13 protein-coding genes and 1 tRNA gene are annotated in these 14,356 nt (G+C 52.8%); 6 read left to right on the forward strand and 8 right to left on the reverse strand.

The annotated features are described in order from the left end of the window. Nucleotides 1-78 precede the first annotated feature (78 nt). Nucleotides 79-1,242, forward strand: a complete 1,164-nt coding sequence (locus tag OLTU_RS07245) for an IS4 family transposase (RefSeq protein WP_141730814.1) — start codon at nucleotides 79-81, stop codon at nucleotides 1,240-1,242. A gap of 154 nt (nucleotides 1,243-1,396) precedes the next feature. Continuing rightward, nucleotides 1,397-1,738 carry an ATPase gene (locus OLTU_RS07250; RefSeq protein ID WP_141732087.1) on the forward strand — a complete coding sequence of 114 codons (342 nt, stop codon included), beginning with the start codon at nucleotides 1,397-1,399 and terminating at the stop codon, nucleotides 1,736-1,738. Between the two features lie 185 nt (nucleotides 1,739-1,923). On the opposite strand, the gene OLTU_RS07255 is transcribed toward OLTU_RS07250, so the two are convergent. Both OLTU_RS07255 and OLTU_RS07260 read right to left on the reverse strand, forming a co-directional pair. Next, nucleotides 1,924-1,999 (reverse strand) — tRNA-Ala (locus tag OLTU_RS07255). A 51-nt stretch (nucleotides 2,000-2,050) separates the two neighbouring features. After that, nucleotides 2,051-4,942, reverse strand: coding sequence for a M16 family metallopeptidase (locus OLTU_RS07260; protein WP_141732088.1), 2,892 nt, complete (start codon nucleotides 4,940-4,942; stop codon nucleotides 2,051-2,053). Nucleotides 4,943-5,349: 407 nt separating this feature from the next. Here OLTU_RS07260 and OLTU_RS07265 point away from each other — a divergent pair, with 407 nt between their 5' ends. Next, a complete protein-coding gene (locus OLTU_RS07265; RefSeq protein WP_176736408.1) occupies nucleotides 5,350-6,474 on the forward strand; it encodes an aminotransferase class V-fold PLP-dependent enzyme in 1,125 nt (374 codons plus the stop codon). On the opposite strand, the gene OLTU_RS07270 is transcribed toward OLTU_RS07265, so the two are convergent. Continuing rightward, nucleotides 6,469-6,885, reverse strand: a complete 417-nt coding sequence (locus tag OLTU_RS07270) for a DUF4189 domain-containing protein (protein ID WP_176736409.1) — start codon at nucleotides 6,883-6,885, stop codon at nucleotides 6,469-6,471. The genes OLTU_RS07265 and OLTU_RS07270 overlap by 6 nt on opposite strands. Before the next feature lie 170 nt (nucleotides 6,886-7,055). Here OLTU_RS07270 and OLTU_RS07275 point away from each other — a divergent pair, with 170 nt between their 5' ends. Then, a complete protein-coding gene (locus OLTU_RS07275; protein ID WP_141732091.1) occupies nucleotides 7,056-7,559 on the forward strand; it encodes a hypothetical protein in 504 nt (167 codons plus the stop codon). A 21-nt stretch (nucleotides 7,560-7,580) separates the two neighbouring features. Here the strand turns inward: OLTU_RS07275 and OLTU_RS07280 are convergent, their stop codons facing one another. The 5 genes from OLTU_RS07280 to OLTU_RS07300 form a co-directional block, all read right to left on the reverse strand. Next, the gene (locus OLTU_RS07280) at nucleotides 7,581-8,384 is read right to left on the reverse strand and encodes a dimethylarginine dimethylaminohydrolase family protein (RefSeq protein ID WP_176736410.1); all 804 of its coding nucleotides are present in this window, start codon (nucleotides 8,382-8,384) and stop codon (nucleotides 7,581-7,583) included. 98 nt (nucleotides 8,385-8,482) lie between these two features. Continuing rightward, nucleotides 8,483-8,878 (reverse strand): response regulator, encoded by a 396-nt coding sequence (locus tag OLTU_RS07285; protein ID WP_245676815.1) that lies wholly within the window; start codon nucleotides 8,876-8,878, stop codon nucleotides 8,483-8,485. A gap of 121 nt (nucleotides 8,879-8,999) precedes the next feature. Continuing rightward, the gene (panP, locus tag OLTU_RS07290; RefSeq protein WP_218109894.1) at nucleotides 9,000-10,676 is read right to left on the reverse strand and encodes a pyridoxal-dependent aspartate 1-decarboxylase PanP; all 1,677 of its coding nucleotides are present in this window, start codon (nucleotides 10,674-10,676) and stop codon (nucleotides 9,000-9,002) included. A gap of 125 nt (nucleotides 10,677-10,801) precedes the next feature. Continuing rightward, entirely contained in the window at nucleotides 10,802-11,212 is a 411-nt protein-coding gene (locus OLTU_RS07295; protein ID WP_141732095.1) for a hypothetical protein, read from the reverse strand. A gap of 59 nt (nucleotides 11,213-11,271) precedes the next feature. Next, nucleotides 11,272-12,765, reverse strand: a complete 1,494-nt coding sequence (locus OLTU_RS07300; RefSeq protein ID WP_141732096.1) for an alpha/beta fold hydrolase — start codon at nucleotides 12,763-12,765, stop codon at nucleotides 11,272-11,274. Between the two features lie 119 nt (nucleotides 12,766-12,884). On the opposite strand from OLTU_RS07300, the gene OLTU_RS07305 reads away from it, so the two are divergent. Together OLTU_RS07305 and efp are read left to right on the forward strand one after the other, a co-directional pair. Further along, complete coding sequence (locus OLTU_RS07305; protein ID WP_141732097.1) at nucleotides 12,885-13,553, forward strand: hypothetical protein; 669 nt, start codon at nucleotides 12,885-12,887, stop codon at nucleotides 13,551-13,553. A 136-nt stretch (nucleotides 13,554-13,689) separates the two neighbouring features. After that, on the forward strand, nucleotides 13,690-14,253 hold the full coding sequence (efp, locus tag OLTU_RS07310; RefSeq protein ID WP_141732098.1) for an elongation factor P: 564 nt from the start codon (nucleotides 13,690-13,692) through the stop codon (nucleotides 14,251-14,253). Nucleotides 14,254-14,356: the final 103 nt, after the last annotated feature.

The following is a 14,356-nucleotide window of genomic DNA, read 5'->3' on the forward strand; positions in this document are numbered from 1 at the left end:
CCTCCTATTAAAGTTGATAAAATGATGGGATAGACTCCTTCAAGTGACTCTATTATCACAAGTTGGAGAATTCTAATCATGGACGATGATCAATTCGCAAGGCTCTGGAATAGTATTTCCGCTATCGTCCGAAAGATTGCATCCCGGTATGACAAAGAGTGGATAGTAAGAAAACGCAAGGTTGATTCTTTTCTTCTCATTCTAATTCTTCTTCGCATATCATTTTCTAGGCAAGGCTATAGCTCGAGCATTTCTTCACTTTGGCCTGCAGTGCAGTTCGCTATTCCCAGACTCCGCTCTTCAAAGCCAATATCAGCTTCATCCTTTTCTGAAGCGCGATCCAAATTAAACCCCAAAGTCTTTCGAGATATCCATTGTGAAATTATTGAAGCATACATGCAGGGCCGCGGCGAAAGCAATAAGTGGCTTGGACACCGCATATTTGCGATTGATGCCAGTAAAATCAATCTCCCAGTAGAACTCAAAGAGAATGGGTACATGCCGTCGAATAAGTCGTGCCATTATCCACAAGGATTATTAAGTTGCTTGTTTGATCTCGCATCAAAGATCCCATACGATTTCCAGCTTGAGCCACTCATGAGTGAGCGCATATGTGTTCCTCTGCATCTCGATTATCTAAAGGCAGGAGACGTGGTCGTCTATGACCGAGGTTATTTCAGTTACGACTTGGCAAAAGAGCACATAGCGCGAGGCATTCATGCTGTTTTTAGAATAAAAAGTAAAGGGAACATGGGTCGACTCCAGAAGCTTATTGAGCGTCGCACGATGGACAATGAAATTGACATAAAGCCGGATAGCTCACGATACACGAGACGTGTAAAGGCCAGACTGAGATTAAGGCAGTTGGATCGCATTCGTCTCCGTCTTGTAAAATACAGAATCAAAGGAAATCTATATTATTTGGTGACAACTTTGCTGGACAAGGACGCCTATTCGCCAGATCGGCTGATGGATCTGTACGCAAAACGATGGGACATAGAGGATCTTTTCAAAACTTTGAAGCGGGTTACGGAAATAGAGACTTTCCATGGACGATGTGAGTCGTCAGTAAAACAAGAGATATTCGCGCAAATGCTTTTGATAACTTTGGGTAGAATATTTTCGAATGAAATTGAATCAAACTTGCCTTTAGCCGAAAAAAGCTTCCGAAAAAAGCGCTATATTAAAAAAAAGAACGAACCACGTGCGAACCGTTTCGCGTCAATTTCAAGAATTGCTTGATAAGCATCCGTGACCAATTGCCAATTCTTTTCGCCGCAGGAAAGAAGCGCCTAATTGAATGTTTTTCAGCCTTGTTCATTCGAGTCGGTCGATATAGGCAGCGTTTTAGACCCAACAGAAGTTACGAAAGAAAGTCCAGGAGGCCAATTGGAAAGTGGGTCAAGATCCGAATGACATAGATTCAGGCACGAAGTCTAAACCGAACGCCATTGCACTCAATCGGGAAGAGCCGGATAAAGGGGCTCAGATTGATTTGCTTTTGGATCGTAGTGATGGGATGACGACTCTCTGTGAAATCAAATACTATGACAAAACTTTTGTGATAAGCAAGAGCTACGCCGATAGTCTGCTGAGCAAGATCCAGGTCTATCGGCAGGAAAGTAAAAGTAAAAAAAGTATTAATCTTGTCCTGATATCCTCGAGCGGGGTTTTGGAGAACGAATATTCCCGGCAAATCGTAACAAAAGTAATAAAGGCAGAGGATTTAATTAGCTGACCGAGTCAGTTTCCATAATTTTTATTGATGCCATGGGGTGAAAGGATAAAGTCCTCTAAACGTTCAACAGCAACTTGAAATTCCTGGCAGCAACGAGTCAATTTCAGGGGCAAGCCGGCGTACTTGATCTCACAAATGAAAGCAAAAAGGGCCGGGTTTCGCGACCCTGCCCTTTTTGTCTTCCCTGGTGGAGGTTAGCGGGATCGAACCGCTGACCTTTAGAATGCAAATCTAACGCTCTACCAACTGAGCTAAACCCCCTCAGGAAGTTGTAGATTTGCCTGAATTCCCTCCACCTTGCAAGAACTTTTTTCAGTGATGCGTATCCGATGAAGCGCTGGCCCGGAGCGGAGCTGCGTCCTTGAAGACATCATCCACTTTGGTAATGGTGATGGCGGACTCTGGGATGTTCAGCTTCAGGGAGCCGATCCGCTTGTCCTCGTCCAGGAGTTCCTTGGGCTTTTCGCCATCGTATTTCACGGTGGAAACCGCGTCGGACGCGAGGAGTTTTTTCAGGCCTTCGGCATCCTGAGTAATCATGACGATGCGCAAATTCTGGGCAGAGAAGTGCTTCCGAATGGCTTTGTTCACGTCATCAAGCGTCAGCCTGCTCAGGCGGTCGCGCATGTGGCTCGTGTATTCCCCTATGCCGTACCAGGCGGAATCAAGCGCATAGCCGATCTGCTGGTCCTGGGTGGCGGTCATCACAAAGACGTTCTTCATCAGGTATTCACGGGTCTTTTCAAAATCCTCCTGAGTCAGACCATTCTTCACCAGTTTATCCAGCTCATAAAGCGCAATGCGCAGAGCATGATGCGCATTCTCCGGCTGCACCGGACGGATCCAGACCTCAAAAAGCTGGGCCTGACGCACGATGTTGGGGCTGGGGAAGAAGGAATACATGCCGCCGGGGAAGGCTTCGATGTAGGCATAGTCACCGTAGTTCATACCGCGGACTTCGCGAATACGCTCGTAAAGATGCGACATGGAACTGCGATGCTCCCCGAGCCACGAGCGGGCCAGCCAGAGCGCAGCGAAATCGGGGTGGGAACGGGTGACTTCGATCGGTGTGCCAAAGGAAATCGCTGTGGCACGGGTGCCCTTCTCGATGATGTTGACTTCCAATCCCTTGGGCTTCTGACCCGCAATGTTTTTCGCGGGAGGCAGAGCCGGGTCGGCCGGCAACTGGCTGAGTTCCGTCTTCAGAAGGTTCAGCGTATCCTCGGCGATATCACCGTTCACACCGATGGTCAGATTGCTGCGCGTATAGGCTTTTTTCACGAATTTCTTCACATCATCCAGCGTGATGCTTTCCAATCCCGCCACGGTCCCGATCACCGGATGGCCATAGGGTGTGCCGGCAAAAATCCACTCCTGCAGACGCTCCTTGCCGAGCTCCTCCTCATTGTTATTCCGCAGGCTGTTTTTCAGGTTATTCAGCTGCACCGACTTCAAACGCTGAAAGTCCTCGTCACGGAAACCAGGCGTCAAAAGACTGGGGGCTAGAAGACCGATGACCTTCTGCGCATGATCCTTGTGCGTTTGAATGGTGAAGGTGGTCACCTCCTTGTCGGTGAGGTTGCCAAAACCGGCGGCCATCGGGAAGAGAGCCTTTTGCAATTCATCATAGTGATAACGCTGCGAACCAGCCTCGGAGATCATCGAAGCGGCGAGATACGCGAGGCCTTCCTTGCCTGCCGGATCCTGGGCCGAGCCCACTTTGAATTGCAGCTTGATGTTCAAAAGAGGAATTTTATTCTTCTGCGCGATCACCGGAATGTTCGCCCGGGGGAGAGGAGCTGGTTTCATCGAAGCGAGGAGAGGCAATTGACCCGTCGTCTTCGGCAGGGTTTCATGCGACAGCGTTGAGACCACAAGATTTTTGTCGGTGAAATATTTCTGAGCGGCCTTCTGAACGTCAGCCGGGGTGACCTTCGAACTCGCGACAAAGTATTGATTCAGCGTATCGTATTTGCGTTCATAGCGCACAAACGAAGCCAATGTTGCCGCGATGCTTTCGGTGTTGTCGAGGCGCCGGGCAAAGCCATAGCGAATGTTGGAGCGCACTTCGTTCAAACGCTCCGCGCTGACCGGCTCGGCCAGAGACCTGGCATAAACCTTCAGGATCGCATCACGGACATAGGGCACATCCTTGGGATCCTTGACCATGGCGCTCACGGTGAAGAGATCGGGATCCTGCGAACTCGATGACATGGCCGCAAGACGCGTGACCTTCTGCTCGTCGATCACGAGCTGCTTATATATGTCCGACGTTTCACCGAAGGCCACATCAAAGAAAAGATCCAGAGCCGCATAATCGCGATCCGTCGTGGAGAAGGCCGGCCCGTGAAAGGCGACGGAGATCAGGGGAAGAGTGGGACTGTTCCAGGGGACGTGAACATAAACGGGTCCCTTGCTGGGCGGTTCCTTGGGAATGTTCACCTTATAGGAACCCGGCTTCCAGTTGCTCCAGTATTTTTCCACGAGCTTCACCACCCGGGCCGGCTCCACATCACCCGCCACGATGATGGCGGTTTTCTCGGGACGATACCAGCGGTCGAAAAAGACCTTGGAATAGGCATATTGATTGGGCATATCCTCGATGTCCTTGATAAAGCCCATCGTCGTATGCTTGTAGGTGTGGGTCGTGAACGCCTTGTCCTTGGTCACTTCATAGAGCTTGGACATGGGATTCGCGCTGTTCTTGTTGTACTCGCCGAGCACCGCGCGCGCTTCGGTTTTGAAGGCGGACTCCGGATATGCCAGATTCTGGAAACGATCCGCTTCAATCTTCAGCATCAATTCCAGATCATCCTTGGAAAAGGTCGTATGGTAATTGGTGTAATCATTCGTGGTATAAGCGTTCTGTCGCGCGCCCATTTTTGTCAGATAACCCTGATACACTTCCGGTGGTGTGGTTTTCGTTCCCCGGAACATCATGTGTTCAAAGAAGTGAGCAAAGCCCGTTTTGCCTTCCTCGACTTCATTGCGCGAGCCTGTTTGCACAGGAATTTGCAGCGAGATCAGATTGGGAAAACCGGTCGGCACGACGATGACCTTCAAACCGTTGGGCAGGGTTTTTTCCGTCACAGCAAAGGGCAGAATGTTGTCCGCTTTCGCCGCCGGCTTTGCCGGACTGGCAGCCTGGATCAGGCCTGGCGAAAGAGCGATCAGCAGGGTCAGGATGCGGAGTCCAAATCGCATGTTTCACGTCTCCTTCAGAGTTTCTCGAACTTTCTGATCTAGCATAAAGCCCAGGGTGATCCCAGGCTTTTCAGCGGCGGGAGTTTATGAAAAACTGAATTGGGTGTAATCCTGCCGTGGAGCCTGGCGAATGGCATGCAGCCTGACTCGACATCCGAATTCGGATCCGCCGTCGCCCAATGTTCCTGGGCTCCCTGGAGCACCCTGTCCATGGAACCTTGGCTGCGACATACCCAGAGTTCCCCGGGATGACCCAAGGCGGGCAGGACTCCATTCCGAGGAGCATGGGTACGCTGGGCCAACGGAAATGGACGGAAGCAAAGCCTGGCACAGGTCTGATCCTGCGCCTTGCATGGCTTCGAAGTTGGCCACGATCATCCGGTTTTCAATTACAAGGATCACAGCCCATGGACAAGGATTTTCGCACGTACTTTGCCAGCAAGCCGGGTCTCATTCACTTGAACAATGCGGGCCTTTCGCCCATCAATATCAAGGCGGAAGCCATCGTGCATCATTGGGCGGAACGCTATCGCCGTGAGGGCATGTTCTGCCATGAGGCGGGTCTGGAAGCGATCGAGGAATCGCGACAGGATCTCGCGCAGTTTTTGGATGCTGAGTCGGGATCGCTTGCATTTTTCTCCTGCACCTCAGCGGCCGTGAGTCAGGTGGCCTTTCAAATCGATCTCAAACCAGGGCAGGAAGTTTTGATGTGGGACCAGGAAAACGGTTCGCATCTTTATCCCTGGCAGGAAGCCTGCCAGCGTTCAGGAGCGCAGCTCGTACTGGCGGCATCAGCGCCAGATCTCGGGACACCCGTCGAACGCCTTCTGAGCCAGGTCACCGAACGCACGCGGGTCATCGCGGTGTCGTGGGTACAATTTCAAACCGGAGCTCTGACCGATTTGGAACCTCTGGTTGCGCTAAAAAAAGATCGCGATCTTTGGATCGTGGTCGATGGCATCCAGGCAATCGGAGCACGACCCTTTTCCTTTCGCAATATGGGCATCGATGCGCTGATGGGTGGTTCGCATAAATGGATGACGTCACTGGCGGGCGCGGCTTATCTTTGCATCAAACCGGAACGAGCGAGGGAATTGAGACCGCATAATGTGGGAGCTCAAACCCTGGAGAACGGCAAGGATGCCCGACGTTATGAATCCGGCTCGCGACCGGTGCTTGAAATTCTGGCCTTGGGGACATCCGCACGTCTGATTCGTGGTTTGGGTCCCGCGCGTCTGATGCAAAAGAGTCTGGAGTTGAGCCAGATGCTCGCGGATGGTCTCAGCGATCTCGGTTATCAGGTGGCGCGACCTAACGGCCCCAGGCTGACGACGCCGCTGATCAATGTCACAGCGGGAGCACGCACAGTCCTGGGAGATGTGGAGGCGATCAGTCACGCCCTGCAGAAGAATAAAATCAGTCACGCCCGACGTGGTCAGGGGCTTCGACTGTCGCCGCACGCGCACAACAATCGTGATGATATCCTTGAAACTCTGCGGGTTTTTTCCGGAAAATTTCGCAGTGGCTTATAGGTCGCGGTCTTCGGTGCAGAGAGTGCTGACGACGCGGCAGCGTCCAGCGGCCGGATCCTGGAGGCATTGTTCAACAGCCTGGCGCTCCATGGCCGCGAGGGCTTCAGCGCTGTGACGAACACCGGGAAGCTGGGCCCAACCATAGTGACCCCGGCGATCCACGGCCCAGGCGAGACAACCGTCCTGAACCGCAGCGACGGCAAAACAGTCCTGACCTGGTCTTTTCTTGCGACAGGTTTGAATCGCTTCCTGCAAGGTTTCGGTGATGCTGGCCTCCGAAACAACAGAAAACTCGCGGAGAGTATCATACGTTGAAGCAATGACACCCCACTGTGCTGCCTGAACCTGATCCACGAGCAACACCAAACCCAACATACAGAAGCGGTAGCGCCGCTTCATCTCGGACAACATAATCCTGACTCCCATGAATGACTTTTTCCTATTATGCAGGTTTTATTTTCATGAGGGCAGATGTCGGCAGGAAAAAAATAAACTTCACACGAAATTCAAAAACAAGATACTGACTGACCGTCCAGATATGTTGTAAAAATAGGGTTTTCGTTTATCAAAGGGGTTGATGCATGCGTTTTGTAGTAAGCTTGCTCACGAGCATCGTTCTGATCTGCTGTCGCACGACGAAAGAAGAAGACAAACGATTCTTTGCGGCAGGGCAGAGTTCCAATGAAGGCATCGCCGGTGTGAATGTGAATCCACCACCCGATCCCAAGCCCGGCAAACCCTTGCCGCCGCTTATTCCAGAAGCTGCCGATCCCCTTGAAAAAGGCGCCTTTTATCAACTCTGTCAGGCGCAGAACCAACTCACATCGCAGCAATTCCTTACTGTCAAAGCCCTGCTTGCTGCGGTGCATCAGCAGGACTGCGCTGCGGGAGAACGCTGGCTGCGTGACCAACGAAATAAAAGCATCATGATTGACAGCGAGGAGTTGGTGGAATTGCAAACCCTCACGCTTTTGCAGAACTATCCGCACATTCGGGATCTTTACATCAAAATCGCAAGGGGCGTGGCTCCGGTCTGTCCGGTGTCACGCCCACAGAATTGTCATTTTTCAGTGCCGGAGTTTTGAAGCGGAAGCTGGCCTGAAAACCTACGCAAGCAACAGACTGCAGCAGGTCAAGGCGCCATCCGCTTTGATCAGCTCACTCATATCCAGCTTATGTACGGTCAGCGAACGAACGCGGGCCGCATCCATCAGTATTGTTTCACTCGCGGGAAAACCATCCTGAATCAAAACCGCATCCCCCACGCGCACCACATTGGCTGCAGCCGCATCCGGCACATGAATCGCGGAGGCGCCCGGCAGGGCAGCGAGGATGGGGGCTGCCATCTCATGAGCCGCCGGCTGATCCGCAACGAGCAGCGTCGCATCATCAAGCGCCGACAGCACGGATTTCAGGTGCAGACCCGCCGCCACAGGCAGGGCCACCACGCGACCTGGAAAGAGCGCCTCAAGCTGTGCCACCGCTTCCTTGTTGGTACGCTTGGAAAGTCCGACAAATATCTTTCCACCCATCTGCAGAACATCACCGCCATCCAGGGTGGCCGGTTCCGTCAGTCTGTGCAGGCGCAGCGAAGGTTCGATCTGCTGCAGTTTGTGTAAGACAGAATACACCGCCGAACTTTCCCCACGCCGGCTGTCAGCGCCGATGCGGGCGATCACCGCCGTGGATTCCACCAGGATCGCGGTGTCCTCGATAAAACAGGAGTCCGGATAACGTTCATCCGCGGGCACCACAATCAGCTGACCGACGAGCGAACGCAGAACCTCGGTATAGCGCTCGTGCTGGACATGCGCGCGGTCGACATCAATGGGGGCTGGCGATTGCTGCAGAGCGAAGGAAAACGATCGGGGCAGAGGACGAACCAATGCATAGCGCCTTTGGTATGACATGAATGTTGAGTCTCCTATAAACTGTCGCATCAACAAGGTTAGGGCTTGTGCGGTCGGCTGCCCGCGTCTTCCCTCTTGACTCTTTGTTTACACGATAGTCAATCGGATTTCCGACTCAAATGTTTGTCGATCTTGGCGAGGAGTTCATTCCAATCGATGGGTTTCGTGCAGAGTTCATTAAACCCAAAGCGTCTATAATCGGTTGACGGGGTCATGCAGGCGGTGACGGCGATGATGGGCAGATCTTCGAACTCGGATTTCAGAATGCGGGTGGCTTCGATGCCATCCATGATGGGCATGTTGATGTCCATCAGGACCAGATCGGGACGGCCGTTTTTGGATAATTCACGAATTTTTTCAACAGCTTGTGATCCGTCCGCGACATCGATCGTCACGAACCCTTCTTTGCGCAAACGACGGGCGAGGATGGTCTTGTTCATCTCCTCGTCGTCGGCAATCAGCAGTAGAGCCTTGCTGCGTTCCATGAATACCATGCACTCCATACCTTCCGGCCTTCCAGCTTAACGGTAAACACTTCGATCCGATTTACCAGGGAAGCTGACAGTTGGGTCATGAAGTCCATCCCTTCCGCAAAGTTTGGCGGGAGACCGCGCCTCATGAAGTCTGGATGAGGACTTTGCGGGGTTCGCCTTCGTCCTGTTCCGAGTAGTCGAGGGCCAGTTCCCCCGACAGCAGCCGTCTCGCGATCTCACGCTGTTCAGCCAGAATTTCCTCCAAGTGCTGCACCTGTGTCAAGGGATTGGCCAGGACCACACGGAAGACGTTGATCAGCTGTCCATGATAGCGGGACGGCTCCAGTGCGGTCCGCGAAACAAAGGACGCGCCCCGATCGCGCTGCTCTTTCTGGATGGTAATGGTCAGACGATTGAGGTGCGCGTTGATATTAAAGAGTTCCTCCCGCGAACAGGTAGCCATGAAACGGCGTACATCAGCGGGAACAAAACGATAGGTCAAAAGATTGAGTTCAGGTTCCGAGATCAACTCAAAATCTTCGGTGGCGTTGATCATATTGGCGAAGGTCCGCGCCTTTTCAATGCCGCCGTCGATCAGAAGCTCATAACCCTTGCGTCCCATGATGCGCAGTCCCGAGTGCACAAGCATGGCCATGCCCGGCCGCGATCCTTCGATCGTCATGCGCCCCAGATCGCGTGAACCCTTGCGGATGATATACTCCGCATAGTGAGCCACCAGAGTCAGAGATTTATGATCCTTGAAAAGGGCCATGCCAGCCCCCATCGGCACATAGAGCTGCTTATGCGCATCGAAGGTGACGGAATCCGCCCGTTCAATGCCCTTGAGCAGGTGCTTGTACTTCCTGGAAAAGAGCGTCGGACCACCCCAGGCGGCATCCACGTGAAAGTGAATATCATGGGCTTCGCAGATGTCAGCCAGCTCATTCAAAGGATCGACGCTGCCGGTCTCGGTCGTGCCGGCAATGCCCACGACGGCAACGATGGCGATCCGCTGCTTTTTGCAACGCTGGATCGTTTCCAAAAGTTCCGATACGATGATTTTATTGTTCGCATCGGTTGGAATCGAAATCAGATTGCGGCGGCCAATCCCCAAAAGGTTGGCGGCTTTTTTCAAGGAGTAATGGCCACGCCGTGACACAAGGATGGCGGCACCCTGATATTCGTAGTGCTGCATGGCGGCGAACAGACCCTCTTCGCCGATGCCGGCAAAATCCTGCTGCGGCTGGAACAGGCGATTGATGGCCACCCACAGCGCGGTAAGATTGGCGATCGTCCCATCGGAACAGAAAGCACCCAGGGCACTGCCCGAATATTGAATATGTTCCTCGTAAAACGAGGCATTCCGATTGTAAATGAGGCGGTGCAGCATGCCGAGCACCTGACGCTCGAGCGGGGTGAAAGCCTTGGAGGTTTCAATTTTGACGAGGTTTTGATTCAAGGCGATCATCATCTTCGAGAGCGGCAGCATGAAATAGGGCAGGGCCGAGGTCATGTGGCCGATGAAGCGCGGTGAGGCGACGTGCACCGATTCGGCCACCACGTTTTTCAGCAGAAAATCCGCCTGTTCCGACACAAACGTAGGGTCTTCCGGAATCTGCGAATCCAAAAAGTTACGCTCCAGCTCGTTGGGAGCGATCACGCGCGAAACAATATGCTCCTTGAGAAAGCCGATCAGGTTTTCGGAGATCTGCTTTTCAATTTTGCCGAGCGTACTGTTCTCGCTCTCAGGAACCGTGAAGATTCGGAGCAGACTCTCATAGTTGGCTTCAGGGTGCACGGCTTTGCTTTTCTTCTTCACGGGCCCACTCGTCGCGTTAATTTGACTGAAAAACTGAGTAACATCCATAGCAGCTTGCAGCAGAGGCATCAAGATCTTGGAACTTTATTACATACACATTCCGGAAGGGATTTTCGGCCAGGCACCTAGTGCAAGGCACCCATGGAACGGCCACCGTTGGCACCCAGCTCAGCCAAAAGGTCTTCGAGTTCTTCATCGACACGTTTGAAGCCGACATGCAGCTGCAGGCTGTGACCCTGCAGATTGCGGTGCAGCACCTCACCCGTGGCCACGACAAAACCGGCCTCAGGTCCGACAGCGCTCAGTTGAATATTCAGGGGTGCGCCCACCGGAAAGAGTTCACTCAAATCCGCTGGTGAAAAGATGAAATCATGTTCGAGGTAATCAAGTTCCGCGATCAGTTCGCGGTGGGAAATGCGGCGTCCACGGGCGCGAATCAGCAGACGAAAGGGCTGCGCGCGCACGATAAAATGCACCGATCCTTCGTAGTGCCACCACGATTCTTTAGCTGCGAGGCTGGGGCCTTGTGGATCCATATGCGAAAACGACGCTCCAAGGGATGTCTGCCAATTCGATCGAAAGCCCCCAGTATAGATCAGACTGCGCCCGAGTGAGAATCGAATTCCTCGTCACCCGGATCCGACTGCGGATCTTCCTCGTCATCCTGGATCCCGCTCTCGGGCTGGTTTCGAGGATCGTTGTCGCGCCCACGGCGGCCCCGTCCATGGGCAGCATCCTGACGGAGTATTTTGATAATGGCCTGCGTGACATCGCGGCGGGCCAGAAACTGAAAATGCGACACGTGATGCATGGGAATGGCTGTGACATCACTGGGATGTTCAAATATGGCCTTGGTGCCAATCGCCACTTTATCGCGGATGGAATAGAAACAATAGACCTTCAGCCCGGGTACCGGCGGGCTCTTGTGCAGCTCCTTCAGGAAGTAGGAACCGGGTGCCATCTGCCATACGTCTTTAAAGAAGAAGCCGAACGGGGTCAATATAGCAAGATAGGTGAGCCAGGTGCCCTTGAAGGGCGTCCCCATGGTAATCAGGCGATCACAGTATTCCGATCCGCCCATGCGCAGGAGCCACCAGAGCGCCACCAGCCCCCCCTTGGAGTGAGCCACGATATGCACTTTCTTGAAACCATAGCGCTTCATCTGCCTTTGAATCTTGCGGTCGATGAAGTCCGCCGTTTCCTTGATACCGCGTGTGAAAAACACACCAAGGGAACCGCCGAGGTTAAAGCTCATCACTTCAAAACCCCGTTTGGTCAGCAGCGTTTCCATGACATTCAAGGTCTTGCGCGAGGACCCAAAACCATAGAGCAGGATGATCGGAATTTTATCGGACGAGTACTGATGGCGTTTGATGATCTCATTGTTGACCCGGGCTTCATAAAGGAGTTCGTAGTAAACCCGCTTCAGACGGGTCCAAAGGCTGCTGCCGTTCTTCCTTGAGATGAATTCATAAACCAAAAGCGGCAGAAGCGTGATGAAGCCAAACACGGCGATGTTGCGAAGGCCGCGCATCATCACTTCATCGTTTGCGGGTTCACCGAAACTGGCGAAGAAAAAGACTTCCGGGATGGCACCAATCAGGGTGAAGACAAAAACCCGCTTGGCGTGAAAGTCAGCGACACCATAAAGCAGGGACATCAGGTCAAAGGGAAAGAGGGGAATAAAGCGGGTGACGAAGATCACCTTATAATCCTGGGTTCGAAGGAGCTGCCAGGTCGAAGGCAGGTTCGCGCTGAGCCAGGGCCTTACGATTTTCTTACCAATAATATGGCCAGGATAATAAACAGCCATCGCGGATAGCGCGGCTCCCACAACGGTGAGGATCGAACCCCAGAAGGGACCAAAGCTGGCGCCTCCGATATAGGCGGCCTGCATCAGAGGCGAAAAGAAAAAGGGTCGCACAACGGAAAGAATCAGAAAGCCGGATCGTGTCCAGAAGTTGTCATTGGTGAAGCATTGATCCAGCGAGTTGCCACAGATAGTGGTCCAGAAGAGGTAGCCTATGCTCCAGAGGCAAAGCATAATGGCCACTTCGATGGTCAGCGCGATTTTGAACTGCCTCGACAAGATTGGATCCTTTGCATATATCTCAGCCAACTTGACAAAAGCAAGGGGGAGAGCCTACTCTGCCTGACAATTGAGGTCCTGGAGATATGATAAGATAGGGTGAGGTGACGGGGATAGCTATGAGACGCGGCATTTTCTACCTGCTAGTTTTATTGGCAGCCGGATTTTCCCGGGCGGAGGGGACGACACTGCCCAAACGCCAGGAGGTTTTAGGACAGGCGCGGCATATGCTCGACAACTGGTCCATCTCCTATGTGATGGGCGGCAATAAACTCGGTGATGTCCGGGAGTGTGAGGCCTGCAATCAGTGTTTGGGCGCAAAAAAACCGGACAAGGATTCCCGTCTCCGGGCCTGCCCGACCTGTGCCAGCTGCAGCCTCGATTGCAGTCATTTCATCCATGAAGTCTTTAAGCTGGCGGGTCTGCCTGCCACTTATTTGACCACGGCGCTGATGAATAACCTGGGTGCGGATGCTCTCCTGAAAAAATATGCCCTGGTCGACGTGGGAAACCGCAGCCAGCGGGCCTTACCCGGTGACCTTCTGGTCTATGACGGTCATGTCGTGATGCTCGAAAAAAAGCATCCCAAGGGCCTTGGCGATATCATCCATGTCACCTCAGGCCGCGATCTGCGTGGCCCCGGCCTTGGCATTCAGCGCGAGCGCCGCGTGGCGATCGATCACTATCGGGGCCCTCTTTTGCGGGTTCTACGACATGTGGATCTGGTGCGGGAGCTACGTGATTTCACCCTCAGCCGCAGCCGCCTTTCCGACGCCAAAACGGAATAGAGAAGCCCTATCCAGGACATCCGAGACTAGGCGATTCTCATTTTTTGAGATAGGTTAGGACGTTTCGAAATTGCATAACGTTGCTTAAGGTTTGTTTTGACTTAGGCATCTCCACGAATGATAAGAAGGAATTTTCATGTACGCGACGACTGACTTTAAGAAGGGCCTTAAGATTGAATACAATGGCAAACCCTATGTCATCGTGGAATTTCAGCATGTAAACCCTGGCAAAGGCTCGGCCTTCGTTCGCACGCGCATCAAGAACCTGGAAACCGCTCAGGTGCTTGAAGTTACCTTTAAAGCTGGCGAGAAAGTCAACGTCCCCGATCTTGATTTCAAAGAAATGCAATATATGTACAACGATGGTCAGAGCTATACCTTCATGGATATGGCGACCTATGATCAGGTCGTTCTGAAGGCTGAAGATCTGGATGATGCCAAATATTTCATCATCGAGAACAGCATGGTGCGCGTGACGTTCTTCCAAAACCGTCCAGTGACGGTCGAGGTGGATAACTTTGTTGAACTGCGCGTGAAGGAAACCCAACCCAACATCAAGGGCGACACCTCGGGCGGCGGCGGTAAACCGGCAACGCTGGAAACCGGCCTTGTGGTGACCGTTCCTTTCCATATTTCGGAAGGCGATCTTCTGAAAATCGACACCCGTACCAGTGAATACGTGGAAAAGGTAAAGAAATAAATTCCGGGGAGCCCGCCTCCCCATTCTTTCTCCGGGTAAGCATTGACCCAAAACTTCCCTCGACTTTTTTTCCGCAAACTTGAATCACCGACCGAAGCCTCAA

It is taken from the genome of Oligoflexus tunisiensis (genome assembly GCF_001748245.1).
GTDB lineage: Bacteria > Bdellovibrionota_B > Oligoflexia > Oligoflexales > Oligoflexaceae > Oligoflexus > Oligoflexus tunisiensis.